A 25,490-nucleotide genomic window follows, 5' to 3' on the forward strand; every position below is an offset into this window, starting at 1 on the left:
TTTTAAGACCTTTAGCCAGTTCAGCCGCAAGGGCTTTAAGTTTCTTTTCGTCCATAATTTGCCTGTCTCCGTTGTTGGAGTGAACATATCAAAAACAGGCAGATACACAATTTTAATTACAGTCTCTAAAAAAAGCCAAATCTAAAAATGGACTGATTATCTGCTGGATTAACACTCAGCACTGTTTATTATTTGCTCACCCAAAAGGAGTTGTTCGCCACGTTGCTGAAGATTCAGTAATACAGTATTTGCCTTCAAAAAAGATATGACTCATGTATTTGTTTAAAAAAATCATTACCGCTTCACTTTTAATTATCCCTTTAGTTATTAGTGCAAATTCCTTTGCTTTTAATATGCCAAAGGAATTTGCATCATTAGGGGTTAAAAACCTTTCTAATAAAGATGTGTTTTCTAAGCATGCCTCATTTATAAAGGATGATAGAAAAACAACTTCTAATAATATCAGGTCCGCTATATTGGCTGAATTTTCCAATTGGAAAGGTACACACTATCGTTTTGGTGGTACCACACATAAAGGTGTGGATTGCTCTGCACTCATGCAGCATATTTTTAGTGATTCTTTCCACAAGTCTTTGCCAAGAACCACAACTCAGCAAATTCAAAATGGTGAGCACGTCAATAAAGAAAAGCTTAAACCAGGCGATTTAGTCTTTTTTCAAACTTCTCCGGGCACCCGCCATGTTGGCGTGTATGTCGGTAATAACCAGTTTATCCATGCCTCAAGCAGCGTGGGAGTAACCATTTCCACACTGGCTAACCGTTACTGGATGGATCATTATGAAACGGCTCGGCGTTTAAAAATGATTGGCTGAATATAAATAATATTTCTGAGGTTTTATTTTGCTTTCACCAACATTATTATGGCCATTCTTTTTGAAATATTCATTCTAACTTATGTATTCAATGAATGAGATCGTATTAATGTATTTGGTTTGAATATAAGTCCATGAGATTTATATTCTTATTTCCAACGAGATTGTTATTAAATGAAAAGAAATTTAATTCACCGTATGGCGGGTGCAGTAATGGTGGTCCTTGTTGCGGGTACGATGCTCATAGGTTGTGATGCAAAACAAGCAGGAGAAGCGTCAGTGAAATTTGTAAATGTAGAAATGGTCTTAGTAGATTCTGGTTTGCTGAAGCAAGAGCAGGATCACCTCAAAGCTGTGAATGAAAGTTTGCACAAGGGTCAGCAATTGGCTGAAAAGAATTACATCAGTATGCCTGCGAATAAAGTTGATGCCGCGCGAAAAGCGGATAGAAATGTTCTTACACAACAATGGAAAGGGCAGCAACAAGCTGCGCGTAATGTGGTGATGGCTGCATTGAAGAGTGCGACCGATGCTTACCGTAACGACAAGAAAATTGGCGTGATTTTACCGACACAAGTAGCGATGTCAGTTTCACCAGAACTGGATGTCAGTGCCGATCTGACCCAGAAGCTTAAAACTACAAAACTAGAATTCCCAAAACTGCCAGATTTCGCCGTTAAAGCGAGTGGACCGGCTGCAAAATAGCCCAGTAAGTAAAAAGCTTCGTTGAGATACTCAGCGAAGCTTCAATTCATCCAAGAGCTCCTGTCAAAACCCCCCATAAGTAAATGCGATAATACTGCTCAAAATTCCTGGGTAGAATGGCGTCAATTGCCTGAGCAATGCCTGGATCAGCAGACAGGCCATAACTGAGCTGGCTTCCCTTTATCTTCATTTTCAGGAGCCAGTTATGACTGCACAACGTTTGTGGATCAAAAAACCCAACGCAGTTTTTACCGCTAATACACAAGATGCCTCCGGTGGCGTGGTGATTGAAGGTGCGGTTATCCGTGAATTAATTCCTGCTGGTGGCGAGCCTTCCGTGCCTTGCGATGCGGTGTTCGACGCCCGCGATCTCGTGCTACTGCCCGGCCTTATCAATACACATCATCATTTCTACCAAACTCTGACGCGCGCCTGGGCTCCAGTGGTTAACGTGCCACTATTCCCGTGGTTAAAGCAGCTTTACCCCATTTGGGCTCGTCTCGATGCTGAAGCCTTGGCTCTTGCCAGCAAAGTCGCAATGGCAGAGCTGCTGCTTTCTGGCTGCACCACCACCACGGATCATCACTATCTTTTTCCGCAGGGAATGGAAGAGGCGATTGATGTGCAGGTGGATGTGGTTGGCGCACTGGGGATGCGTGCGGTGTTAACGCGTGGCTCGATGAGCCTTGGTGAAGACGAAGGCGGTTTGCCTCCACGGCACACCGTACAGCAGGCGGAGACAATTTTACGCGACAGCGAACGGTTGATTAAACGCTACCATCAGCGAGGGGAAGGAGCGTGGCTACAAATAGCCCTCGCGCCATGCTCACCGTTTTCCGTAACTACCGAAATCATGCGCGACAGCGCCCAACTTGCTCAGAAAGAAGATGTGCGTTTGCATACTCATTTGGCTGAAACACTGGATGAAGAGAACTTCTGCCTGCAACGTTTCGGCCTACGAACTGTGGATTATCTGGAAAGCGTAGGTTGGCTTAATGACAGAACCTGGCTTGCACATGGTATTCACTTTGATGAGCGTGAGATTCAACGGCTTGGGCGTGCGGGAGTTGGCGTTTGCCATTGTCCGGTTTCCAATATGCGCCTGGCATCAGGCATGTGTCCGACAGTGGATTTAGAAAATGCAGGTGCCGCAGTGGGGCTTGGCGTGGATGGATCTGCATCTAACGATGCTTCAAACATAATGTATGAAGCGCGGCAGGCACTCTATCTACAACGCCTTCGTTATGGCGCTGAAGCCATTACTCCGCAGCGGGTGCTGGGTTGGGCGGCGCAAGGTTCAGCGAAACTCATCGGGCGCACTGATATCGGTGAAATTGCCGTTGGGAAGCAGGCTGATTTAGCCTTGTTTGCTCAGGATGAACTGCGTTTTAGCGGCAGTCATGATGCCATCTCCGCGCTGTTGTTATGCGGCGCGGAAAAGGCTGAACATGTAATGGTCGGCGGGAAGTGGCGCGTGACACAGGGTAATATCATCGGTCTTGATGTGCCGGATCTGATTTCTCGTCATCGCCGTGCCGCGGCAAAATTAGTGGCAGGTGTTTAGCGCTACTCTTCAGCGGCCTCTTCGCCGCTTTTCCCTTTTCCCCAGGCAATACGGCGGTTAAACATCTTTTTCAGCGCCCGGCTTGTGGTGTTAAACCAACCTGTTGGTCGTGGGTCGGCAAGCATACTCAGGGCACGGGCGTAATCCAGAACCAGGCCCGGTGTCCAGGCCATGGTTTCAGCTCGTTTGCGTAGTTGTAACGCCACCCAAAGCTCTGGGGTAGACATCAGTTTCCCCATTGCCATCCAGAACCCTCGTTTGTGCCACAATCGTCCAACTGACCCTTCGAGCGCGGCCTCTAAAGCTCGCGCTACACTGCTGGAACAATTGCGGTACGTCAGGTTGTAGGACTCATTCTGGCGATAACTCTCCCAGAATGCTTTCAGCTTTGCTTCGTTGTAATTGCGGATACGCACTTTTCTTGTGGATGGGCACCACTTTGCGGCCTCAGTCGCATAATCTGGCTGAAATAATCCTGCAACGTTGTTTTCCGGGGTTGCGCGCAACAGGCGGGCGAACTCGTCGGGCGACTGGTCAATTAGCTCGGCAGGGTAGAGGCTGATGTAAATTCCACCTGGGGACTCAATGGCTGCATGGCCGGTTGAGATAACCCCGTTGCGGTCGACTGCGGCGATATAACGGCTAATCACCGGGCGGGGAATTGTCTCGCTCGGGGCTGAGCCAGCAGGTGTCCAGACATGAACTGTCAGTGCTTTTTCATCGTCACCCGGTGGCCCGTCCCATTCCACGACCTTAAGCGGCGGAACATCAGCTTCTTCCATAAAGACCGCACCTTTAAGCCCAGGGTTTGCAGCGGCGCTTTTAACGCGGTTAGCGAGGATAAACATATTCCAGCCCGCAAAAGCCAGGCCCAGCCCGAGGCAGTAAGGAGCCGTACCTGCATAGTGCGAGGGCCAGGGCTGGAAAAAGAATATTGCCAGTGCGATTTCGACAATTCCGCCCCATAAAGCTGGCCGCCAGCGCCGATAGCGCACCACTAATGCAGAGGCAATTTGCAGCGCACCATCAAACATAAATAGCGTGCCGAAGATCATTGCTAATACGAAGTTTCCGTCATGGTGACCCGCCAGAATCAACAGCGCAGCGACAGTAAATGCCCCACCTTTTACGTAGCGCAGCACACGCTGCCCGCCCATACCGCTATGAGCAACCATCAGCGTCGCACATCCTTCGACCAGCATTAAGCAGGCAAAAGGTTCGATAGGGAAGAACAGCGTACCATCCAGCGCATCAATGAATATCACCACGCCGGCAATTAGCGTAACCCAGCCGAAACGGCGCAGCCCGCGCCAGTGGGAGCGCAGGAAATCAACACCAAGCAGGATCATTGTTAGCCGCATCATGAGGAGAAATCCAAAACTGAATCTTTCAAATATATAGCCCACCCACGGGTAACGTGCGCTAATACCTGAAATAGTCAAAATGACTCAATGCAGTCATTTTGACCGTTTTTTTATTGTCATAATGACTTTATTAGTCATTGCTTTTTTTAATAATTCCTTTAAATACAATGTGATAAATAAGTGGCATGCATGTTGCTCTTTATCATCCAGATACTTTTTATTTCTGGAGAACACTATGGCAGCTCGTATCCCGGCAGATTACAAACACACTCGTTCAACTCCATTCTGGAACAAAGACTCGGTTCCTAAAGCTTTGCTCACCCATCACAACACCAAAAAAAATGTTTATGGGCGTCTGTCTGTAATGGCAGGAGCGGTCAAATATATCGGCTTCAAAAATGAAAATGACACCGTTGCTGAGATAGAAGTGATTATTGAGGAAGGTCATTTTGGCGTAAGCCCGCCGCAATATTGGCACCGTATTGAACTGCTTACCGAAGACACATATTTCAATATTGATTTTTTTGCGGCTCCAGAAGCAGAGCTTGAAGGGAAGGGGTTCGGGCAAGTGGTGAATACGGCGAAAAGTTGAATTCCTGAATCCCATAAAGCAAAAAACCAGCCCGTAGGCTGGTTTCTTTAAATAGTGGTGCCCGGACTCGGACAAAAACGTCGGGAACGTTTTTGAACAGCGCTTGCGCTGGCCCGCAGGGCGAGTCGCATGGATGCGACGAGTAATCGAACGAAGTTCGATGGAGAGTCCGAATCCCAGAAAGCAAAAAACCCGCCATAGGCGGGTTCTTCTAAATGTGGTGCCCGGACTCGGAATCGAACCAAGGACACGGGGATTTTCAATCCCCTGCTCTACCGACTGAGCTATCCGGGCAACGGGGCGCATTAAACCGTAAAGGCCGTTTGGCGTCAACGGTTTTGTGTTAATAAGCCGTGCGTTTGCACGAATAATGTGCTCCAGGTAGCAGCGCTGTCTTGAACCACAGGTCAGAAGGTGCCATGATTGCGCCGTTTTTCACACATCTGCAACGGGGCGCTTATTGATGTTTATAGTCAATGTTTACCGACATCTCTCGATGGCGCTCGTTCACCTCTCGTTCGTATCCCGAAGACCCTTGCTCACCATGCGGTGAGGGCAACGCACCTTCACTGTAGGACATCAGTAAAATCAGGCGATGCCTGTTTTTACTGATGTCTGGCGGTCGGAGTGGGTATTATCCTTCAGACCATCAAGACACATTCGCCGGGGAATGCTCCCTTTGCTGTGCCATAAGGCACTCACTCATCCTTGACCTCTGGGATTTGTGCATATGAAATCTTTAAAAATTGCCGCCAGCCACGATGTGGTTGCAACTCTGTCCACGCATCGTGAAGTGGTTGCGCTTGATAGCACAGACTTCACCGATATTGCCGCTGTTGTTCTTTCTGTAGCCGATAGCCGCAGCGGTATTCTTGCGTTGCTAAAACGGACTGGTTTTTCGATACCCGTTTTTCTAGCGGCTGATGCCTGGTCAAGCGAGCAGGAAGGTATTACGGGACTGATCACCGGCAAAGCGCAGGAATATCTGGAGCTCGAAACCGCCGCAACAGATTATGAAGAAGGCTTGCTTCCTCCGTTTTTCGATACGTTGACGAAATATGTCGCGATGGAAAACAGCACTTTTGCCTGCCCGGGCCACCAACATGGTGAGTTTTTCAAAAAGCACCCGGCAGGGCGGCAGTTCTATGATTTCTTCGGTGAGAATCTATTCCGCGCTGATATGTGCAACGCCGACGTTAAACTCGGGGATTTGCTGATCCATGAAGGGTCGGCCAAACATGCACAGAAGTTTGCCGCCAAAGTATTTAATGCCGATAAAACTTACTTCGTTTTAAACGGCACCTCGGCTGCAAACAAAGTCGTGACCAATGCGTTGCTGACCCGTGGCGATTTGGTCCTATTCGATCGCAATAACCATAAATCAAACCATCACGGTGCATTGATTCAGGCGGGGGCGACGCCGGTTTATCTGGAGGCGTCTCGCAACCCATTTGGTTTTATCGGTGGAATAGACGCGCACTGCTTTGATGAAAAGTATTTGCGTGAATTGATTGCAGAAGTTGCACCAGAACGTGCTCAGCAAAAACGCCCGTTCCGTCTTGCAATTATCCAGCTCGGTACTTATGACGGCACGGTTTATAACGCACGCCAGGTAGTGGATAACATCGGCCATCTTTGCGATTACATTCTGTTTGATTCAGCCTGGGTGGGTTATGAGCAATTCATCCCGATGATGGCTGATTGCTCGCCACTGCTGTTGGATCTTAACGAAAATGATCCAGGCATTTTTGTTACGCAATCGGTGCATAAACAGCAGGCTGGATTCTCGCAAACTTCGCAGATCCACAAGAAAGATAACCATTTGCGCGGGCAAGCGCGTTTTTGCCCACACAAGCGGCTGAACAATGCTTTCATGCTTCACGCTTCAACCAGTCCGTTCTACCCGCTGTTTGCGGCTCTTGATGTGAATGCGAAAATTCACGAAGGGGAGAGCGGCCGCCGCCTGTGGGCTGAGTGTGTCGATCTGGGTATTGAAGCGCGCAAAGCGATCATCGCTAACTGCAAGATGATCAAACCGTTTATTCCACCGGTAGTTGCGGACAGACCGTGGCAGGATCACCCAACTACAGCAATTGCCCAGGAACGTCGTTTCTTTAGCTTTGAGCCGGGTGAGAAGTGGCATGGTTTTGAAGGCTATGCGCAGGATGAATACTTTGTCGATCCTTGCAAGCTGCTGCTGACTACGCCGGGGATCGATCCCCAAACTGGGCAATATACAGACTTCGGCGTACCTGCCGCGATTCTTGCAAACTACCTGCGTGAAAACGGTATTGTCCCCGAAAAAGCAGATCTCAACTCAATTCTTTTCCTGCTGACACCTGCGGAAAGTGCGGAGAAGATGGCGCATTTGGTAGCGATGCTAGCGCAATTTGAACAGCATATTGAAGATGATACGCCGCTGGTGGATGTGTTGCCGACGATCTATCAGAAGTATTCCCAACGCTATAAAGGCTACACGCTGCGTCAACTTTGCCAGGAGATGCACGATCTTTACGTCAGCTTTGAAGTGAAGGATCTGCAAAAAGCGATGTTCCGTAAAGCCAGTTTCCCTGCCGTTGCCATGAACCCACAGGATGCCAACAGCGAGTTTATTCGCGGCAATGTGGAACTGGTGCGCCTGAGTCAGTCAGAAGGGCGTATTGCAGCGGAGGGAGCGTTGCCGTACCCACCGGGCGTGCTTTGTGTGGTGCCAGGCGAAGTCTGGGGCAGTGCCGCGTTGCGTTATTTCCTGGCGCTTGAAGAGGGCGTGAATATGTTGCCGGGCTTCTCGCCGGAGTTGCAGGGCGTGTATAGCGAAACGGATGCCGACGGAATTAAGCGTTTGTACGGATATATGATGAAATAACCGTCATACTTCAAGTTGCAGGTGTGTTGACTGCACCCGTGCACCCCAGTCACATAGTTACCTATGCTCCTGGGGACTAACGGTCTGGTCGCCTGCCTGCACCTCGAATTATTTAGGTTATTGAAGCAATCCCTGAACTATCAGACTGCTGGCTGAATGGCCGCTGGCGTCCTGACATGTTTATATTTGAACAGGGCGACGAAGGCGAAGGCCAGCACCAGTGAATAACCGGCGAAAATCAGCCATACGCTTTGCCAATCGGTAATCCCCGCCGTAGTGTAGTTCTCCACCACTTTACCGCTGACAATCCCGCCCAGGATGCAACCAAAACCGTTAGTCATCATCAGGAACATGCCCTGTGCACTGGCACGGATTTCTGGTCTCACCTCTTTTTCAACGAATACTGAACCGGAAATGTTGAAGAAGTCGAAGGCACAGCCGTAGACGATCATCGACATCACCAGCAACACAGTACCCATTGGTGATGGGTCGCCAAAGGCAAACAGACCAAAGCGCAGCATCCACGCCACGATACTGATAAGCATCACGTTTTTAATGCCGTAACGAATCAGGAAGAACGGAATCGTCAGGATAAATACGGTTTCAGAAATCTGCGAAATAGACATCAGCACCGACGCATGTTCGACAATAAAGCTGCTGGCGAACAGTGGGTTCTGGTCAAAGCTGTGCAGGAAGGTGTTGCCGAACATATTGGTAATTTGCAGCTCGGCGCCTAACAGCATGGAGAAGATGAAGAAAATCGCCATGCGTTTGTTTTTGAATAGCGCAAAGGCATCCAGCCCTAACATTGAGCTCCAGCTCTGGTTTTTCTGCGCGTTGGCAACCGGAATATGCGGCAGCGTCAGAGTGAACAACGCCAGCACCACAGATAAGATTGCACCGATATAAAGCTGCATGTGGCTGAGTTCAAAGCCTGAGAAGCTCACGCCCCACATGGCGAAGATAAAGCCAATGGTTCCCCAGATACGGATCGGCGGGAAGTCACTGACGATGTCCATTCCCGCTGATTGCAGGCGATAGTAAGAAATCGTGTTCACCAGCCCAAGCGTTGGCATATAGGCCAGCGAGTTCAGCAGAATGACGATGAACATCGCGCTTGGCGTTGTGACCTGTGCGGCGAAATACAAGGTGATGGCACCGACAATATGGCAAGCCGCGTAGAGCCAGCGCGCACTAACCCATTTGTCCGCGATAATGCCGAGTAACGTCGGCATGAATACCGCCGCAATACCTAACGAACTGTACACCGCGCCGATAGCTGCGCCATCGAACTTGAGGGTGACGAACATATAGGAGCCGAGCGTAGTGAGCCAACTCCCCCACAGGCAGAACTGCAGAAACGAAAGTATTTTTAGCTGCAGCTTAAGGTTCATGTAAATTTCCTCACAGGATTTTGGTGTTGAATGTTTCATTTCTAACATATGACATGAAATATGTTGTGAAAGTAACATTAGCAGTGCCGTGAAGTAATTTTTGGTACATTCAGCAAATAAATGAAAACATCTTCGAATTGCATTCGAGAATAGTGATTTAGGTTACACTTTTTGCGCAATCAGGCGATAAACCGGAGGGAGAGTGATATCTCCCACCGTAGAAACGGCTGGTGGGAGATAGGACAAGCATCAGAAATTAGCGTCGGCGGTAACTCTTCTGTGCGGTATTCACTTTGTATAGATAGTTGCGTGATTCCGCTGAAGGGTGGCGTGTAGTAAGAGTCTGATACACATCGCCCGGATCCATACTGTTGATAATGTTGTAGGCACGGTTCTTGTCGTTGTTGAACACGCGCAGAACACTACCCGCACCGCCGTTATAAGCAGTTATCACAGCGTAGCGACGTGATGTTGGGTTATCAATTCCACTCAGGTAGCTATTTTGCAAAATGGCCAGATAAGCAGTACCCGTATCGATATTGCTTTCAGGATCAAACAAGTAGCTGCGGCTTGGCTTGCCCCATTTCCCCTGAGATTTAAATACATCAACCCCTGCGCTGTGCTGTACAACTTGCATCAAACCGAGCGCGTCTGCGTGGCTTACTGCGTATGGGTTGAAGCTTGATTCAGTCTGCATAATGGCCAGAATCAACGATTCATCGACACCGTATTTCTTCGATGCTTTACGCACCATGCCGATATATTTATGTGCACGTTTATCAAGGTGGTTTGGTACCAGATTGATAGTCACGCTATAAACAATTTTAAGCCCGGTACTACGGCTTTTCAGGCGAGTTTGCAGCAGATAGTCAGCAAATTTGGCAGCGCGGCCTTCCCAGCGAATTGCCTGACCGGTGTTATCAACAACCTGGCCATACAGGAATGGTTGTTTGGAGATCAACACATCGTTGGCATCGGAATAAAGATCGATAGAACCAGGGTCGTCACCCATCAGCAAAGTAGTGATGATCGCCTGGCGCAGGTGCGCCGCAGGATCGGTGCCAGCAATGGTTTCAATGGTAATCGTACCGTCATCAAAGTTGATGTGGCTACGTGTCAGGTATTGGTCAGTATATTTTACGTAGTCTTTTGGACCCGCAATCAATACTTCCTTCATACCCCAGATATTTTCAATGTTGTGAGCAAATTGCCCCATCAAAATATCGAAACCATTAGTATCCTTAACAAAAGCTTCGTTATAGGAATCATCTTTTTTGCTCGAACAGGAGATGAGCAACGGGACAACCAGAGCTAGCGCGAGAAATTTTTTCATCGTTCCGTGTATACGTATGCTTGTGCTTGTTGGTTTGCATAAGGGCCGATGGCCCTCGTATTTTTATTTTTCTGGCGGCGTGTAGCCTTCGATGTGCACTTCTTTGCCTTCGAACAGGAAATTGACCATTTCAGCTTCCAGCTCTTTGCGATGCTCTGGATTCATCATGCTCATTTTACGTTCGTTAATCAGCATGGTTTGCTTTGCCTGCCATAACGCCCACGCTTCTTTAGAAATTTCGTTATAAATACGTTTGCCAAGTTCGCCTGGATAAAGTTGGAAATCCTGGCCTTCTGCGTCACGTTGTAGGTAAGTACAAAAAATAGTTCTGCTCATCATTATTCCTCTTCAACGGCTCGGGCCGCTTTTACGACTACCGGCTCGGCGTGCAATTGCTGTAATAAACGTTCTACAGGGGCCGCCAGTCCTACGGACGGTGGCTGCGCTAAGTTATACCAGAGAGCTGTTCCTTCATCCATGCACCCACTAAATGAAGGCACTGGGAGCCACATTGGGACGATGTCCAAATGAAAGTGGCTGAATGTATGGCGGAAGGCGGTTAATTGCGTGAGATTATCTGCTGGAATCTGGTGTTGTGCCAGCCAGTCGCGCAGTTCATTTTCGGTTTCGAATTGTGGGAAACAGTACAAGCCACCCCACAGACCAACCGGTGGACGCTGGGCAAGCAGTACGCTGTCCTGGTGCTGCATCATCAGTAAATACCCTGTGCGTTCCGGTATTGTGACTTTAGGCTTCTTACCTGGATAACTGGCCCAACTGTTATTGGCCCAGGCCACACAGATATTATTCACCGGGCAAAGTTCGCATTTTGGTTTCGAGCGGGTACAAACTATCGCCCCAAGATCCATCATTGCCTGGTTAAACTGGCTCACACCTTGCGCGGGCGTGACTTGCTCACTGATATCCCAAAGTTTCTTCTCAACATCTTTTTTACCCGGCCAGCCTCCAATGGCATAACAACGTGCAAGCACGCGTTTTACGTTGCCATCGAGAATCGGGAAGTGTTTACCGAGCGACAGAGAAAGAATCGCACCCGCAGTCGAGCGCCCAACGCCTGGCAGTGCAGACACTTCTTCAAAGGTTTCCGGAAAAATGCCGCCATGCTGGTTCGCCACCATTTGCGCCGCTTTATGCAGGTTTCTGGCGCGGGCGTAATAACCCAGACCCGTCCACAGATGCAGTACTTCGTCGAGCGGGGCATTGGCGAGATCGGTGACCGTCGGGAAGCGCTCCATAAAGCGCTCAAAGTAAGGAATGACGGTCGCAACCTGGGTTTGTTGCAACATCACCTCAGACAGCCATACTTTATAAGGCGTTTTTTCGAGTTGCCATGGCAGTGTTTTGCGGCCGTATTTTTGATACCAGTCGAGAACCTGGTGGGAGAATTGCGGCGCATGTGTCATTGTTACCTGGCATCCGATAAGAATATAAATTAGGGGGCTGATTCCAGCACAGACGACTCCGTGCTGTAAACCGGAACTTTCTGGTGCTTGCTTCTCATCATTAACTTTGGATAATGCCCGTTTCCCGAACACTAACGAAAGCCTGAACACCATGAAAAATGACGTCATCTCACCGGAATTTAATGAAGAAGGCCGCGCAATGCGCCGGATTCGTAGTTTTGTGCGCCGCCAGGGCCGCCTGACTAAGGGCCAGGAATTCGCACTGGAAAACTATTGGCCGGTGATGGGCGTTGAATATCAAGACGCGCCTGTTGATTTTGCCGAGCTGTTTGGCCGCGAAGCGCCAGTCACGCTGGAAATCGGTTTTGGCATGGGCACGTCGCTGGTGGCAATGGCGAAGGCTAATCCACAGCAGAACTTTTTAGGCATTGAAGTGCACTCGCCGGGCGTGGGCGCATGCCTTGCGACCGCTCATGAAGAGGGCGTTGAGAACCTGCGCGTGATGTGTCACGACGCGGTGGAAGTGCTGCAAAAAATGGTTCCTGACAATTCTTTATCCATGGTTCAGCTCTTTTTCCCTGATCCGTGGCACAAAGCGCGTCATAATAAGCGCCGTATCGTTCAGGTGCCGTTTGCCGAGTTTGTGAAAAGCAAACTGAAACTGGGAGGTGTGTTCCATATGGCGACCGATTGGGAACCTTATGCTGAACACATGCTCGAAGTGATGTCCTCTGTCGACGGTTATCAAAACCAGTCAGAGACTAACGACTACGTACCACGCCCGGATTCACGTCCGGTGACCAAATTTGAACAACGTGGCCATCGTCTTGGTCACGGCGTATGGGACTTAATGTTCGAGAGGGTAAAGTAATGGCAATTAATCGTAGCCGTCGTTTGCGTAAGAAAATGCACATCGACGAATTCCAGGAAGTGGGGTTCTCTGTTGCATGGCGTTTCCCGGAAGGCACCTCCGAAGAACAAATCGATAAAATCGTTGATGAATTCATCGATGAAGTGATCGATAAAAATGGTCTGGCTTTTGATGGCGGCGGCCACCTTTCCTGGGAAGGCTTAATTTGCCTGCAGGAAATCGGCAAATGCACCGAAGAGCATCAGGCTCTGGTGCGCAAATGGCTTGAAGATCACAAGGCTGAAGACGTTCGCACCAGCGATCTGTTTGATGTCTGGTGGGATTGATTGAAATAGAACAAATGGGCTGGTGAGAACCGGCCCTTTTTTTCAGGAGTAACTATGATTCGTAAGGCTCTGATGGGCGTTCTGCTGCTAACCGCGATGCAGGCGCAGGCCGATTATAAATGCAGCGTCACGCCTCGCGATGACGTGGTTATTAACCCGCAGTCCGTTCAGGTTGTGGGTGAAAATGGCAATCTGGTTATTGCCCCGGATGGCAGCCTGCAATTTAACGGCAAGCCACACACATTAAACGCAACGCAGCGCCAGTTGGCTCTGGATTACCAGAAAGCGTTGCGCACCGATCTCCCATGGATCAACAACGGCGCGTTGGCTCGCGTTGAAAAAGGGCGCGTTGCGCTCGATAAGATCATCGCTAAAGAAGTGGGTGAAAGCAGCAATATGCGTGGCCGTCTGACGAAGCTCGACGCGCAACTCAAGCAGCAGATGAACCGAATCATCGAGACTCGCCCGGATGGTTTAACCTTCCACTATAAAGCGATTGATCAAGTGCGCTCCGAAGGGCAACAACTGGTGAATCAGGCGATGGGCGGCATCTTGCAGGACAGCATCAACGAGATGGGTGCGAAAGCCGTTTTGAAAGGTGGCGGCAATCCGCTGCAAGGCGTGCTGGGTAGCCTCGGTGGCTTACAGACTTCTATTCAAAACGAGTGGAAGAATCAGGAAAAAGATTTCGAGCAGTTTGGCCGCGATGTGTGTAGCAAAGTGGTGACGCTGGAAGGGCAGCGGAAGGGGTTGGTCGAAACGCTGAAGTAATACCCTTCATACTTCAAGCTGCCTCTTTGTTGGCTGCGTGTCCTCGCCCAGGTCACTTACTTATGTAAGCTCCCTGGGCCTCGAACACTTGCCGCCTCGATGCAGCTCGAATTATTTTGGGTATAAGAATTGGAGTCTGTTAACGCATAAACACCGGTTGTTTCTGCTCGTAAGCAGAAATTGAACCTTCGTGCTGCAACGTCAGGCCAATACTATCCAGCCCTTCTAACATGCAGTGGCGGCGGAAAGTATCGATATTAAATGAATAGCTTTTCTCACCCGCAATCACCGTCTGCGCTTCCAGGTCGACAACGAATTTTATACCTGGATTGGCCGCGACCAGTTTGAACAACTCATCGACTTCTGCTTCGCTCAACGTCACCGGCAGTAACTGGTTGTTGAATGAGTTGCCGTAGAAAATATCCGCAAAACTTGGCGCGATAACCACTTTGAAACCGTAATCAGTCAACGCCCACGGCGCGTGTTCACGGGAAGAACCGCAGCCGAAGTTTTCTCGCGCCAGCAAAATAGAAGCGCCCTTAAACTCCGGGAAGTTCAGCACGAATTCTGGATTAGGCTTTTGGCCTGCATCATCCAGAAAACGCCAGTCGTTAAACAAGTGAGCACCAAAACCAGTGCGGGTCACCTTCTGCAAAAATTGCTTAGGAATGATTGCGTCGGTATCAACGTTTGCGGCATCCAGCGGAACGACCAGGCCGGTATGTTGGATAAATTTCTCTGCCATGGTGTTTTCCTTTATTTCAACGTGCGGATGTCAGCAAAGTGACCGGATACAGCGGCTGCGGCGGCCATTGCCGGGCTAACCAAATGAGTGCGGCCACCGCGGCCCTGGCGGCCTTCAAAGTTACGGTTGCTGGTAGAAGCACAACGCTCGCCCGGTTCCAGGCGGTCGTTGTTCATCGCCAGGCACATCGAGCAGCCTGGCAAGCGCCATTCAAAACCGGCTTCGATGAAAATCTTATCCAGACCTTCCGCTTCCGCCTGTGCTTTTACCGGGCCAGAACCTGGAACCACTAACGCCTGCACGCCTGGTGCGACTTTTCGACCTTTGGCGATTTCGGCTGCGGCACGCAAATCTTCGATACGTGAGTTGGTGCATGAACCAATAAACACTTTGTCGATAGCGACTTCGGTTAATGGAATGCCGGGTTTCAGGCCCATGTACGCCAGCGCTTTCTCGGCAGAAGCGCGTTCTACCGGGTCAGCGAACGATTCTGGATTCGGGATGTTTTCGGTAACGGAAATCACCTGGCCTGGGTTGGTCCCCCAGGTGACTTGCGGAGCGATTTCTGCGGCGTCCAGTGTGACGATGGTGTCGAATTTCGCGCCTTCGTCAGTGCTGAAGGTTTTCCAGTAAGCCACGGCGTCGTCCCAGTCGGCGGCTTTCGGGGCATGCAGACGGCCTTTCACATAGTTAAAGGTGATTTCGTCTGGTGCCACGATGCCTGCTTTGGCACCCATTTCGATAGCCATGTTACACAGCGTCATACGGCCTTCCATCGACAGCGCCTGAATCGCGCTACCGCAGAATTCCACCACGTGCCCGGTGCCGCCAGCGCTACCGGTTTTGCCAATAATCGCCAGCACGATGTCTTTCGCGGTGATGCCAGGTGCCGCTGTGCCGGTCACTTCAATCTTCATGGTTTTGGCGCGGCCCTGTTTCAGGGTTTGCGTCGCCAGCACATGTTCAACTTCGGAAGTGCCGATACCAAACGCCAGCGCGCCAAATGCGCCGTGGGTCGCGGTGTGGGAGTCACCACACACGATGGTCATGCCCGGCAACGTAATGCCTTGCTCCGGCCCCATCACGTGAACGATGCCCTGGAACGGGTGGTTCAGGTCATATAATTCAACGCCGAATTCTTTGCAGTTTTTCATCAATTCCTGCATCTGAATACGGGCCATTTCGCCGGAAGCGTTGATGTCTTTAGTCTGCGTAGAAACGTTGTGGTCCATGGTGGCAAAAGTTTTGCCTGGCTGACGCACCGGGCGCTTATGGGCCCGCAGGCCATCAAACGCCTGCGGGGAGGTCACTTCGTGCACCAGATGACGGTCGATATACAGCAGTGGCGTTTCATCCACGGCTTCGTAAACGACATGAGCATCGTACAATTTTTGATATAACGTCTTCGCCATGATTATTTCCCCTCTGCCACGAAGCGAGCAATGGTATCGCCCATTTCGTCGGTGCTGATTGCGTTGCCATCACGAGCCAGGTCGCCGGTACGGAAACCTTCTTCCAGCGCAAGGTTGATAGCGTTTTCGATGGCCAAAGCGGCCTCTTCAGCATCCAGGCTGTAGCGCAGTAACAGAGCCAGAGACAGGATCTGCGCAATTGGGTTAGCAATATTTTTACCTGCGATATCAGGCGCGGAACCGCCCGCAGGTTCGTACAGGCCGAAACCTTGCTCGTTCAGGCTTGCCGATGGCAGCATGCCCATGGAGCCGGTGATCATCGCGCATTCGTCAGACAGAATGTCGCCAAACAGGTTGGAGCACAGCAGCACGTCAAACTGCGACGGGTCTTTAATCAGCTGCATGGTGGCGTTGTCGATGTACATGTGTGCCAACTCAACGTCCGGGTATTCTTTCGCGATTTCGCCGACGATTTCGCGCCACATCACCGACGATTGCAGCACGTTCGCTTTATCAATTGAGGTGACGATGCTGCGACGTTTACGGGCCGACTCGAAAGCGATGCGTGCAATACGCTCGATCTCAAAGCGGTAATACACTTCGGTATCAAATGCTTTCTCGTGCATGCCGGAGCCTTCACGGCCTTTCGGCTGGCCGAAGTAGATCCCGCCAGTCAGTTCACGCACACACAGAATGTCAAAGCCGTTCGCGGCGATGTCAGCACGCAGTGGGCAAAACTCTTCCAGACCCTGGTACAGGCGAGCAGGGCGCAGGTTACTGAACAACTTAAAGTGCTTACGCAGCGGCAATAATGCGCCACGCTCTGGCTGCTCGGCCGGAGGCAGGTGTTCCCACTTAGGGCCGCCCACGGAGCCGAAAAGAATTGCGTCTGCTTGCTCGCAGCCTTCAACGGTAACGGGTGGCAGCGGGTTGCCGTGGCGGTCGATAGCAATGCCACCTACGTCATATTGACTGGTGGTAATCCGCATATCGAAGCGCTTACGAACTGCATCCAGCACTTTCAGCGCCTGAGCCATAACTTCTGGGCCAATGCCGTCACCCGGCAATATTGCTATATGATGAGTTTTTGACATGTCACACGGTTTCCTGATTATTTTCTTTATTATGAGCTTTGCGTTGCAATTCTTTTTCGACGATGCCAGCACGCCAGATGTTATTCAGCACGTTAATCATCGCTTTCGCCGAAGATTCAACGATGTCGGTCGCCAGACCTACGCCATGGAAACGGCGGCCTTTGTGGGTCACAACGATATCAACCTGGCCCAAAGCGTCTTTGCCCTGGCCCTTCGCCGACAACTGGTATTTCACCAGTTCAACGTCGTAATTTGTGATGCGATTAATCGCCTGGTAGACGGCATCAACCGGCCCGTTGCCGGTAGCGGCTTCTGAATGTGTTTCTTCGCCACACTGCAATTGAACTGAAGCGGTGGAGATCACGCTTGAACCCGACTGCACGTTGAAATATTCCATGCGGAAATGTTCTGGTTCTTCCTGCTGCTTGCCGATGAAGGCCAATGCTTCCAAATCGTAGTCAAAGACCTGGCCTTTTTTGTCGGCCAGCTTCAGGAACGCGTCGTACAAAGAGTCCAGATTGTAGTCGGCTTCTTTATAGCCCATCTCTTCCATACGGTGTTTCACTGCGGCGCGGCCCGAGCGGGAGGTCAGGTTCAATTGCACCTGGTTCAAGCCGATGGTTTCCGGCGTCATGATTTCGTAGTTTTCGCGGTTTTTCAGCACGCCATCCTGGTGAATACCGGAGGAGTGGGCGAATGCGTTTGAACCGACAACTGCTTTGTTCGACGGGATTGGCATGTTGCACAGCTGGCTGACAATCTGGCTGGTGCGATAGATTTCATGGTGATTGATATTGGTATGCACACCCAACATTTGGCCGCGTACTTTAATCGCCATGATGACTTCTTCCAGCGCAGTGTTACCGGCACGTTCGCCTATACCGTTCAGTGTGCCTTCAACCTGACGGGCACCGGCCTGAATTGCTGCGATAGAGTTGCCTGTTGCCATGCCCAAATCGTCGTGGCAGTGGACAGAGATAATCGCTTTATCAATGTTAGGGACGCGGTTATACAAAGTCTGAATAATACCGCCGAACTGGACTGGAGTGGTGTAGCCCACAGTGTCTGGAATGTTGATAGTTGTAGCGCCTGCGCCAATGGCTGCTTCTACTATACGGCACAGGTTATCGATTGGAGTACGGCCAGCATCTTCACATGAGAACTCTACGTCGTCGGTGTAGTTACGGGCGCGTTTAACAGAATTGACTGCACGAGCTAAAACATCATCGAAGGTACTTCGTAATTTGGTTTCGATGTGCATGGTGGACGTGGCCAGAAACACATGAATACGGAATGCTTCGGCAATCCTCAGCGCCTCGGCGGCAACATCGATATCTTTATCTACACAACGAGCGAGGCCACACACACGGCTATTTTTGATGTTGCGGGCGATGGTTTGTACGGATTCGAAGTCACCAGGAGAGGAAACAGGGAAACCGACTTCCATTACGTCAACACCCATACGTTCCAGTGCCATCGCAATTTGCAGCTTCTCTTTTACACTCAGACTTGCCTGTAATGCCTGCTCACCATCACGCAAAGTGGTATCGAAAATAATGACTTGTTGGCTCATGTTGTGGTCCTTTCTCGTCTTAGGGGCCCTTGCTACGAGCATAAAAAAACCCGCGCAGTGGCGCGGGTTTTTTCTGTCTGATGGCTTGAATCAACGCTCGATTTCGCCCACCAGCCTACCGCGCAAAGAAGTTGCGTTTAGTAGTAGACCTAGTAGGCGAATGGTGCGAATCATGTTTTCAAGCCCCAAGTGAATTCGTTATGCATTTATTGGTACTTGATCTGCCCTGCTGTGTCAACAATCGATTCTCTCAGGCACAGTTTTGGCGATAGTAAGGTGGGTGTGACGGTCAGTTATTTGTGCTGGTATATCAATTTTTCATAATATTTATAAAAGGTATGGAAAAGGACTGTTTACCGTTTTATGTAAAAATGAAATCGTCAGAAACAATTAAAAATAAATGTGTTTATTACCAGTGTTATTCATCATGATTATGATTTACGAGGGTTAATCAAGGCAAGAATCCTATTTTAGGAATTTATCTCCTTTCCTTATCACTCGATTCTCAGTAGAACTATTGTTTCCGACCAGCGATGTCATCCATGGTTGATATATAATTCATTAGGTGAATCATTGTGCGATAAGTCATTTTGTGATTTCATTAGCATGTTCAGGAAATCAACTGACACAAAAAAGTTATATACATCTTTATAGTTATACCAGACTTGTCAGTAGCTGAAGCCGTGTTGGCGTGTCAGGAAACGTGAATTAAAAATTTTATTTTTATTTTTAAATAATGTTTTCAATTGTATTGATCAGCATGTTCTGCTTAGCAAGTGATAATAGGGATAGCCCACAGAGTTAATCTGTGAAAAAGGACGAACCATCTTAGTGGAGTTTGCCATGTCTGATAATTATGTAGAACAACCAACAGTTCATGATGGGTTTAAACCTCAACTACGTTCTGTTGATTTAAATTTATTAACTGTATTTGATGCTGTTATGCAAGTGCAGAATATTACCCGTGCTGCTCAAACCCTGGGGATGTCTCAGCCCGCAGTGAGTAATGCGGTAGCCCGGTTGAAAATAATGTTCAATGATGAGCTATTCGTACGTTATGGCCGAGGCATTCAGCCTACGGCTCGCGCCTTCCAACTGTTTGGCTCCATTCGCCAGGCATTGCAGCTGGTACAGAATGAGTTACCAGGAGCAGGTTTCGACCCGAGCAGCAGTGAAAGGGTGTTTAACATTTGTGTTAGCAGCCCTTTAGATAATTTTTTAACCTCTGTTATCTTTAATAATGTGAAACGCTTTGCGCCAGGTATTCAGTTGCTCTTTAAATCGTCTTTAAATAAAGATATTGAACACCAATTACGTTATCAGGAAACAGAGTTTGTTATTAGCTATTCTGAATTTCGTCGACCTGAGTTCACATGTATTCCACTATTTGAAGATGAAATGGTTCTGGTGGCGAGTAAGAAAAATCCACGCTTAGTTAAACCATTAACTGAAGAAGACGTTTATAACGAAAAACATGCGGTTGTTTCTCTGGATCGCTTTGCATCATTCAGTGCACCATGGTATCAAACAGCAGATAAACTGGCCTGTATTGCTTATCAAGGGATGGCAATGATCAGCGTTTTAAATATTGTGTCGCAGACTCAACTGGTTGCGATAGCACCACGCTGGTTAGCTGAGGAGTTTTCTGACTCGCTGAATTTACAAACATTCACACTGCCGCTTAAAGAAAATACCGCTACTTGTTATTTATCGTGGCATGAAGCAGCAGGGCGCGATAAAGGGCATCAATGGATGGAAAAATTACTGACTACAGTGTGCAGTAAGTAGATTTAGAATCCTTGTCTGAGTAATCCGGATGGTTAGAACTATCCGGTTATCCTTCTATTATTAGCCTTTATAGTTTTTTCTTCTTTAGTTGTTTTTGTGCTTTCTCTCCAGAACATATGATAAATCGTGCGCTAATTAGATTTATCCTGCAAAGCCACCATCCATGGTATTTTCATTCATAATTTCTGCTTATGGTCAGAGCTTAACTCTGTCACTCGAGGGTTTTGTAGTGTTCGTAAAAAAATCCTTGTTTGAGGCTTGAAGATTGGCAATTGATTGCCAGATTTTCAACGGTTATGTTAGGCAACTATCAATAATAAAAAGACATATGCAGGGCGCAACAACCTGCCTCAACGACTTAGCCGAAATGATTTCGGTGGTCGGTCAAACACGTAAGCCTGGAGGCAAACCATGGAGATGTTGTCAGGAGCCGAGATGGTCGTCCGATCGCTTATCGATCAGGGCGTTAAACATGTATTCGGTTACCCAGGAGGCGCAGTACTCGATATCTATGATGCGCTTCATACTATTGGTGGCATTGATCACGTACTGGTACGCCATGAACAAGCGGCAGTGCATATGGCTGATGGCCTGGCGCGTGCAACCGGTGAAGTGGGGGTCGTGCTGGTGACATCCGGTCCAGGTGCTACAAACGCAATCACCGGCATTGCTACGGCTTACATGGATTCCATTCCAATGGTGGTGCTTTCTGGTCAGGTTGCAACATCGCTGATTGGCTATGATGCATTCCAGGAATGCGACATGGTGGGGATTTCGCGCCCGGTCGTGAAACACAGCTTTTTAGTCAAACAAGCAGAAGACATTCCTGGCATCATCAAAAAAGCCTTCTGGCTTGCAGCAAGTGGCCGCCCAGGACCGGTTGTGGTCGATTTGCCAAAAGACATCATGAGTCCGGCAAATAAGTTCCCTTACAGCTACCCCGAAACAGTCAGTATGCGTTCTTATAACCCGACCACTCAAGGTCACAAAGGGCAGATTAAGCGCGCATTGCAAACCTTGCTGGCGGCGAAAAAGCCGGTCATGTATGTCGGTGGCGGTGCGATCACTTCTGCCTGTCATGATGAACTGCTTGAACTAGCCCAGAAGCTGAATATTCCGGTCGTCTCCTCGTTAATGGGTCTTGGCGTGTTTCCAGGGACTCATCGCCAGGCATTAGGCATGCTGGGGATGCACGGAACTTATGAAGCTAACATGGTGATGCACAACTCTGACGTGATTTTCGGAGTTGGTGTGCGCTTTGATGACCGCACCACCAACAATCTCGCGAAGTACTGCCCGAATGCGACAGTGCTGCACATTGATATCGACCCAACTTCTATTTCTAAAACTGTCGGTGCGGATATTCCTATTGTTGGCGATGCGCGTCAGGTTTTACAGCAAATGTTGGAGTTGATGGCGCAGGAAGATACGTCGCAGTCCTGCGATGATATCCGTGACTGGTGGCAACAGATTGAGCAATGGCGTGCACGCCAGTGCCTGGAGTTTGACAGAACAAGCGATAAGATTAAGCCACAGGCGGTTATTGAAACTATCTATCGTCTGACCAAAGGTGAGGCTTACGTCACCTCTGATGTCGGTCAGCACCAAATGTTTGCTGCACTTTATTACACCTTTGATAAACCTCGCCGTTGGATTAACTCTGGCGGTCTCGGCACTATGGGCTTTGGTTTGCCAGCCGCACTGGGTGTGAAGCTGGCATTGCCAGACGAGACCGTGGTTTGCGTTACGGGTGATGGCAGTATTCAAATGAATATCCAGGAACTCTCTACCGCGCTGCAATATGGTTTGCCGGTATTGGTGCTTAACCTCAACAACCGTTATCTCGGTATGGTGAAACAGTGGCAGGACATGATTTACTCTGGCCGCCATTCTCAATCCTATATGGAGTCTTTACCTGATTTTGTGCGCGTTGCGGAAGCTTATGGGCATGTAGGGATCAACATTAACGAGCCGCATGAGCTGGAAAGCAAGTTGATCGAAGCGCTGGAGGCCGTGCGTAACCAGCGTCTGGTATTTGTCGACGTCGCAGTTGATGGCACTGAGCATGTGTACCCGATGCAGATCCGTGGCGGTGGTATGGATGAGATGTGGTTAAGCAAAACGGAGAGAACCTGATTATGCGCCGGATATTATCTGTATTACTCGAAAATGAGTCCGGGGCGCTGTCCCGTGTAATAGGCTTATTTGCTCAGCGCGGTTACAACATTGAAAGTCTGACCGTGGCTCCAACTGACGATCCCACACTGTCTCGCATGACTATCCAAACGGTTGGTGATGCGAAAGTGCTGGAGCAGATTGAAAAGCAGCTGCATAAACTGGTGGATGTCCTGCGTGTCAGCGAACTGGTGCAAGGGGCGCATGTCGAGCGTGAAATCATGCTGGTAAAAGTGCAGGCGAGTGGTTACGGGCGTGAAGAAGTGAAACGCAACGCGGAAATCTTTCGTGGGCAAATCATTGATGTCACACCAACGCTCTACACGGTTCAACTGGCAGGGACTAGCGACAAACTGGACGCATTCCTGAATACCATTCGTGAAGTGGCTAAGATTGTGGAAGTCGCACGCTCAGGTATTGTGGGCGTATCGCGTGGCGATAAGATTATGCGCTAGCCTGTAATGGCGGCTAAATAAAAAACCCGGTAAAACACGTACCGGGTTTTTTTTTGCAAATAGCGCAGCAACTGCCAGCAAAAGCGGTTGCCCGAGGTATTATTCTGCGCTTAGATGATAAAAATGAAACCATGACCAGGGTATGGTTATGGAAATCCTAAATAAGGGGCTACTGTGAAATTGGATGAAATCGCGCGCCTGGCTGGAGTTTCGCGCACTACGGCGAGCTACGTCATCAACGGTAAGGCAAAACAGTATCGCGTTAGCGATAAGACCGTTGAGAAAGTCATGGCAGTTGTACGCGAACATAACTACCACCCGAATGCTGTGGCTGCAGGATTGCGTGCCGGGCGCACGCGTTCTATCGGATTAGTTATTCCAGACCTTGAGAACACAAGCTACACCCGTATCGCCAACTATCTGGAGCGCCAGGCTCGTCAGCGTGGATATCAGTTGCTTATCGCGTGCTCGGAAGACCAGCCTGATAATGAAATGCGTTGTATTGAGCACCTGCTACAACGTCAGGTTGATGCGATCATTGTTTCAACGTCACTGCAGCCTGAACATCCATTCTATCAACGCTGGGCGAACGACCCTTTTCCAATCATCGCGCTCGATCGTGCATTAGATCGCGAAAATTTCATTAGCGTAGTCGGTGCAGACCAGGAAGATGCGGAAATGCTGGCCAGTGAGCTGCGTACTTTCCCTGCTGAAACGGTTCTTTATCTTGGCGCATTGCCGGAGCTATCAGTTAGCTACTTGCGCGAACAAGGTTTCCGCACCGCGTGGAAAGATGATCCACGTGAAGTACACTTCTTATATGCCAACAGTTATGAGCGTGAAGCCGCAGCGCAGCTTTTTGACAAGTGGTTGGAAACTCACCCAATGCCGCAGGCTCTATACACGACGTCTTTTGCATTATTACAAGGTGTTATGGATGTAACATTGCGCCGTGAAGGGCATTTGCCGTCAGAGTTAGCAATTGCGACTTTCGGTGACAATGAGTTGCTTGATTTCCTGCAATGTCCAGTATTGGCTGTTGCGCAGCGCCACCGTGATGTAGCGGAACGAGTACTGGAATTGGTATTGGCAAGCCTCGATGAGCCACGTAAACCTAAGCCTGGATTAACACGTATTCGTCGTAATCTATATCGCCGTGGCAGTTTAAGTCGGCACTAACAAGAGATGGCAGTTACGGCTGCCATTCTTAATTAAGAATAATCTCGTTTTATTTACCTTAGTTATTCAGGTAATTATTTTTCATTGATAATAGACACTTCTCTTAATTCCAGAATCGATATAATTCCTTCTTCTGAATTATTTTGTTACATAGCAGTGTGTAAAAGTGCCCGATAATTAAACAATAGTTCTCAGTGCCCCTTCAAACTAACCCGCAGCCCGCGTTTCGCCTGCATCTGGCGCTGTTATCCTGCAGAGAAATACCTTAAAATGCCGACCGCGTCGCAAACTGAACACTTCATATTTTACCTTGCAGGTTTTCAGTCGATTTAACGATATTTATGCTTATTGATCTTTTTTCTTTCAAATATTCATAACGTTAATTTTGCATCGTGGATGTAGCGCCTTTTCACGCCAGTCATTTATCAATCGCTTAGGAGATGAAAATTATTTCCATCAGCGTTGTAGCTTGCTTGACAAGGTTTTCCTCCGCTCCGTAAACTCCTTTAGGTGGGATTTTGTGGGTCAAAGTGGTGGAAAGGGGAATTTAAGGGTGAGGCTGGCATGTTCCGTGGGGCAACATTAGTCAATCTCGACAGCAAAGGGCGGCTTGCCGTACCTACCCGTTACCGGGATGCGCTTGTCGAAACCTCTGAAGGTCAGATGGTTTGTACCATCGACATCCATCACCCATGCCTGCTGCTTTATACCCTTCCCGAGTGGGAAATTATTGAACAAAAGCTAGCTCGTCTGTCGAGCATGAACCCTGTTGAACGTCGCGTGCAGCGATTATTACTGGGGCATGCCAGTGAATGTCAGATGGATAGCGCCGGGCGATTATTGCTAGCACCTGTTTTACGCCAATACGCCGGGCTAACCAAAGAAGTGATGCTGGTTGGGCAGTTCAATAAGTTTGAACTGTGGGATGAAACGACCTGGCATCAACAGGTCAAGGAAGACATCGACGCTGAGCAGGCTACGACAACCACCTTGTCGGACCGTCTGCAGGACTTGTCACTATAAATA

22 protein-coding genes and 1 tRNA gene are annotated in these 25,490 nt (G+C 49.1%); 13 read left to right on the forward strand and 10 right to left on the reverse strand.

Translation table 11 applies throughout. The annotated features are described in order from the left end of the window. Positions 1-272 precede the first annotated feature (272 nt). From LVQ79_RS20155 to LVQ79_RS20165, 3 genes are all read left to right on the forward strand, one after another. Entirely contained in the window at positions 273-833 is a 561-nt protein-coding gene (locus tag LVQ79_RS20155; protein ID WP_232866346.1) for an NlpC/P60 family protein, read from the forward strand. Between the two features lie 174 nt (positions 834-1,007). Next, positions 1,008-1,538, forward strand: coding sequence for an OmpH family outer membrane protein (locus tag LVQ79_RS20160; protein ID WP_232866348.1), 531 nt, complete (start codon positions 1,008-1,010; stop codon positions 1,536-1,538). A 205-nt stretch (positions 1,539-1,743) separates the two neighbouring features. Further along, positions 1,744-3,102 carry an 8-oxoguanine deaminase gene (locus LVQ79_RS20165; protein ID WP_232866350.1) on the forward strand — a complete coding sequence of 453 codons (1,359 nt, stop codon included), beginning with the start codon at positions 1,744-1,746 and terminating at the stop codon, positions 3,100-3,102. A 2-nt stretch (positions 3,103-3,104) separates the two neighbouring features. Here the strand turns inward: LVQ79_RS20165 and LVQ79_RS20170 are convergent, their stop codons facing one another. Then, positions 3,105-4,466, reverse strand: a complete 1,362-nt coding sequence (locus LVQ79_RS20170) for an HdeD family acid-resistance protein (RefSeq protein WP_232866352.1) — start codon at positions 4,464-4,466, stop codon at positions 3,105-3,107. A gap of 235 nt (positions 4,467-4,701) precedes the next feature. Between LVQ79_RS20170 and LVQ79_RS20175 the strand changes: the two genes are divergently transcribed. Next, positions 4,702-5,058, forward strand: a complete 357-nt coding sequence (locus tag LVQ79_RS20175; protein ID WP_232866354.1) for a TehB family protein — start codon at positions 4,702-4,704, stop codon at positions 5,056-5,058. Positions 5,059-5,276: 218 nt separating this feature from the next. On the opposite strand, the gene LVQ79_RS20180 is transcribed toward LVQ79_RS20175, so the two are convergent. Then, positions 5,277-5,352, reverse strand: a tRNA-Phe gene (locus LVQ79_RS20180). Between the two features lie 436 nt (positions 5,353-5,788). On the opposite strand from LVQ79_RS20180, the gene LVQ79_RS20185 reads away from it, so the two are divergent. Next, positions 5,789-7,924 carry an ornithine decarboxylase gene (locus LVQ79_RS20185; RefSeq protein ID WP_232866356.1) on the forward strand — a complete coding sequence of 712 codons (2,136 nt, stop codon included), beginning with the start codon at positions 5,789-5,791 and terminating at the stop codon, positions 7,922-7,924. Between the two features lie 140 nt (positions 7,925-8,064). Here LVQ79_RS20185 and LVQ79_RS20190 read toward each other — a convergent pair whose 3' ends face one another. The 4 genes from LVQ79_RS20190 to mutY form a co-directional block, all read right to left on the reverse strand. Next, on the reverse strand, positions 8,065-9,318 hold the full coding sequence (locus LVQ79_RS20190) for a nucleoside permease (RefSeq protein WP_232866357.1): 1,254 nt from the start codon (positions 9,316-9,318) through the stop codon (positions 8,065-8,067). Positions 9,319-9,574: 256 nt separating this feature from the next. Further along, on the reverse strand, positions 9,575-10,651 hold the full coding sequence (gene mltC / locus LVQ79_RS20195; protein WP_064516152.1) for a membrane-bound lytic murein transglycosylase MltC: 1,077 nt from the start codon (positions 10,649-10,651) through the stop codon (positions 9,575-9,577). A gap of 63 nt (positions 10,652-10,714) precedes the next feature. Continuing rightward, positions 10,715-10,987, reverse strand: a complete 273-nt coding sequence (locus tag LVQ79_RS20200) for an oxidative damage protection protein (protein ID WP_034460971.1) — start codon at positions 10,985-10,987, stop codon at positions 10,715-10,717. A 2-nt stretch (positions 10,988-10,989) separates the two neighbouring features. Then, the gene (gene mutY / locus LVQ79_RS20205) at positions 10,990-12,075 is read right to left on the reverse strand and encodes an A/G-specific adenine glycosylase (RefSeq protein WP_232866359.1); all 1,086 of its coding nucleotides are present in this window, start codon (positions 12,073-12,075) and stop codon (positions 10,990-10,992) included. Positions 12,076-12,226: 151 nt separating this feature from the next. Here mutY and trmB point away from each other — a divergent pair, with 151 nt between their 5' ends. From trmB to LVQ79_RS20220, 3 genes are read left to right on the forward strand one after another with little or no spacing between them, the layout of a single operon-like run. Next, positions 12,227-12,946: a tRNA (guanosine(46)-N7)-methyltransferase TrmB gene (gene trmB, locus LVQ79_RS20210; protein ID WP_232866420.1), complete on the forward strand. Its 720-nt coding sequence runs from the start codon at positions 12,227-12,229 to the stop codon at positions 12,944-12,946. After that, positions 12,946-13,272 (forward strand): YggL family protein, encoded by a 327-nt coding sequence (locus LVQ79_RS20215; protein WP_064516156.1) that lies wholly within the window; start codon positions 12,946-12,948, stop codon positions 13,270-13,272. The genes trmB and LVQ79_RS20215 overlap by 1 nt, the downstream gene beginning before the upstream one ends. A gap of 54 nt (positions 13,273-13,326) precedes the next feature. Next, positions 13,327-14,043, forward strand: a complete 717-nt coding sequence (locus tag LVQ79_RS20220) for a YggN family protein (RefSeq protein ID WP_034493335.1) — start codon at positions 13,327-13,329, stop codon at positions 14,041-14,043. A 139-nt stretch (positions 14,044-14,182) separates the two neighbouring features. On the opposite strand, the gene leuD is transcribed toward LVQ79_RS20220, so the two are convergent. Genes leuD through leuA form a run of 4 tightly spaced genes read right to left on the reverse strand, consistent with a single transcriptional unit; the run spans position 14,183 to position 18,867 of the window. Next, entirely contained in the window at positions 14,183-14,788 is a 606-nt protein-coding gene (gene leuD / locus LVQ79_RS20225) for a 3-isopropylmalate dehydratase small subunit (RefSeq protein WP_232866361.1), read from the reverse strand. 11 nt (positions 14,789-14,799) lie between these two features. Further along, complete coding sequence (gene leuC / locus LVQ79_RS20230; protein WP_232866363.1) at positions 14,800-16,200, reverse strand: 3-isopropylmalate dehydratase large subunit; 1,401 nt, start codon at positions 16,198-16,200, stop codon at positions 14,800-14,802. Positions 16,201-16,202: 2 nt separating this feature from the next. Then, positions 16,203-17,294 (reverse strand): 3-isopropylmalate dehydrogenase, encoded by a 1,092-nt coding sequence (gene leuB, locus LVQ79_RS20235; RefSeq protein ID WP_232866365.1) that lies wholly within the window; start codon positions 17,292-17,294, stop codon positions 16,203-16,205. A 1-nt stretch (position 17,295) separates the two neighbouring features. Beyond that, the gene (gene leuA, locus LVQ79_RS20240; RefSeq protein WP_232866367.1) at positions 17,296-18,867 is read right to left on the reverse strand and encodes a 2-isopropylmalate synthase; all 1,572 of its coding nucleotides are present in this window, start codon (positions 18,865-18,867) and stop codon (positions 17,296-17,298) included. Between the two features lie 843 nt (positions 18,868-19,710). Here leuA and leuO point away from each other — a divergent pair. From leuO to mraZ, 5 genes are all read left to right on the forward strand, one after another. Then, on the forward strand, positions 19,711-20,655 hold the full coding sequence (gene leuO, locus LVQ79_RS20245; protein ID WP_151994942.1) for a transcriptional regulator LeuO: 945 nt from the start codon (positions 19,711-19,713) through the stop codon (positions 20,653-20,655). A gap of 411 nt (positions 20,656-21,066) precedes the next feature. Further along, on the forward strand, positions 21,067-22,791 hold the full coding sequence (gene ilvI, locus LVQ79_RS20250; RefSeq protein WP_064516169.1) for an acetolactate synthase 3 large subunit: 1,725 nt from the start codon (positions 21,067-21,069) through the stop codon (positions 22,789-22,791). A gap of 2 nt (positions 22,792-22,793) precedes the next feature. Then, positions 22,794-23,285: an acetolactate synthase small subunit gene (ilvN, locus tag LVQ79_RS20255; protein WP_034460956.1), complete on the forward strand. Its 492-nt coding sequence runs from the start codon at positions 22,794-22,796 to the stop codon at positions 23,283-23,285. 174 nt (positions 23,286-23,459) lie between these two features. Continuing rightward, positions 23,460-24,464 (forward strand): catabolite repressor/activator, encoded by a 1,005-nt coding sequence (gene cra / locus LVQ79_RS20260; protein ID WP_232866370.1) that lies wholly within the window; start codon positions 23,460-23,462, stop codon positions 24,462-24,464. A gap of 564 nt (positions 24,465-25,028) precedes the next feature. Next, positions 25,029-25,487 (forward strand): division/cell wall cluster transcriptional repressor MraZ, encoded by a 459-nt coding sequence (gene mraZ, locus LVQ79_RS20265; RefSeq protein ID WP_064516173.1) that lies wholly within the window; start codon positions 25,029-25,031, stop codon positions 25,485-25,487. Positions 25,488-25,490: the final 3 nt, after the last annotated feature.

This window comes from Buttiauxella cochleicola (assembly GCF_021282405.1).
In the GTDB taxonomy this organism is placed as follows: domain Bacteria; phylum Pseudomonadota; class Gammaproteobacteria; order Enterobacterales; family Enterobacteriaceae; genus Buttiauxella; species Buttiauxella massiliensis.

Coding starts and splice junctions, on each gene's coding strand:
- mltC (WP_064516152.1), bottom strand. CDS start 10,651: ATGAAAAAATTTCTCGCGCTAGCTCTGGTTGTCCCGTTGCTCATCTCC.
- ilvN (WP_034460956.1), top strand. CDS start 22,794: ATGCGCCGGATATTATCTGTATTACTCGAAAATGAGTCCGGGGCGCTG.
- leuB (WP_232866365.1), bottom strand. CDS start 17,294: ATGTCAAAAACTCATCATATAGCAATATTGCCGGGTGACGGCATTGGC.
- leuC (WP_232866363.1), bottom strand. CDS start 16,200: ATGGCGAAGACGTTATATCAAAAATTGTACGATGCTCATGTCGTTTAC.
- leuD (WP_232866361.1), bottom strand. CDS start 14,788: ATGGCAGAGAAATTTATCCAACATACCGGCCTGGTCGTTCCGCTGGAT.
- mraZ (WP_064516173.1), top strand. CDS start 25,029: ATGTTCCGTGGGGCAACATTAGTCAATCTCGACAGCAAAGGGCGGCTT.
- LVQ79_RS20190 (WP_232866357.1), bottom strand. CDS start 9,318: ATGAACCTTAAGCTGCAGCTAAAAATACTTTCGTTTCTGCAGTTCTGC.
- trmB (WP_232866420.1), top strand. CDS start 12,227: ATGAAAAATGACGTCATCTCACCGGAATTTAATGAAGAAGGCCGCGCA.
- leuA (WP_232866367.1), bottom strand. CDS start 18,867: ATGAGCCAACAAGTCATTATTTTCGATACCACTTTGCGTGATGGTGAG.
- mutY (WP_232866359.1), bottom strand. CDS start 12,075: ATGACACATGCGCCGCAATTCTCCCACCAGGTTCTCGACTGGTATCAA.
- LVQ79_RS20170 (WP_232866352.1), bottom strand. CDS start 4,466: ATGATGCGGCTAACAATGATCCTGCTTGGTGTTGATTTCCTGCGCTCC.
- LVQ79_RS20165 (WP_232866350.1), top strand. CDS start 1,744: ATGACTGCACAACGTTTGTGGATCAAAAAACCCAACGCAGTTTTTACC.
- ilvI (WP_064516169.1), top strand. CDS start 21,067: ATGGAGATGTTGTCAGGAGCCGAGATGGTCGTCCGATCGCTTATCGAT.
- LVQ79_RS20220 (WP_034493335.1), top strand. CDS start 13,327: ATGATTCGTAAGGCTCTGATGGGCGTTCTGCTGCTAACCGCGATGCAG.
- LVQ79_RS20175 (WP_232866354.1), top strand. CDS start 4,702: ATGGCAGCTCGTATCCCGGCAGATTACAAACACACTCGTTCAACTCCA.
- LVQ79_RS20215 (WP_064516156.1), top strand. CDS start 12,946: ATGGCAATTAATCGTAGCCGTCGTTTGCGTAAGAAAATGCACATCGAC.
- LVQ79_RS20155 (WP_232866346.1), top strand. CDS start 273: ATGTATTTGTTTAAAAAAATCATTACCGCTTCACTTTTAATTATCCCT.
- LVQ79_RS20160 (WP_232866348.1), top strand. CDS start 1,008: ATGAAAAGAAATTTAATTCACCGTATGGCGGGTGCAGTAATGGTGGTC.
- LVQ79_RS20200 (WP_034460971.1), bottom strand. CDS start 10,987: ATGAGCAGAACTATTTTTTGTACTTACCTACAACGTGACGCAGAAGGC.
- leuO (WP_151994942.1), top strand. CDS start 19,711: ATGTCTGATAATTATGTAGAACAACCAACAGTTCATGATGGGTTTAAA.
- LVQ79_RS20185 (WP_232866356.1), top strand. CDS start 5,789: ATGAAATCTTTAAAAATTGCCGCCAGCCACGATGTGGTTGCAACTCTG.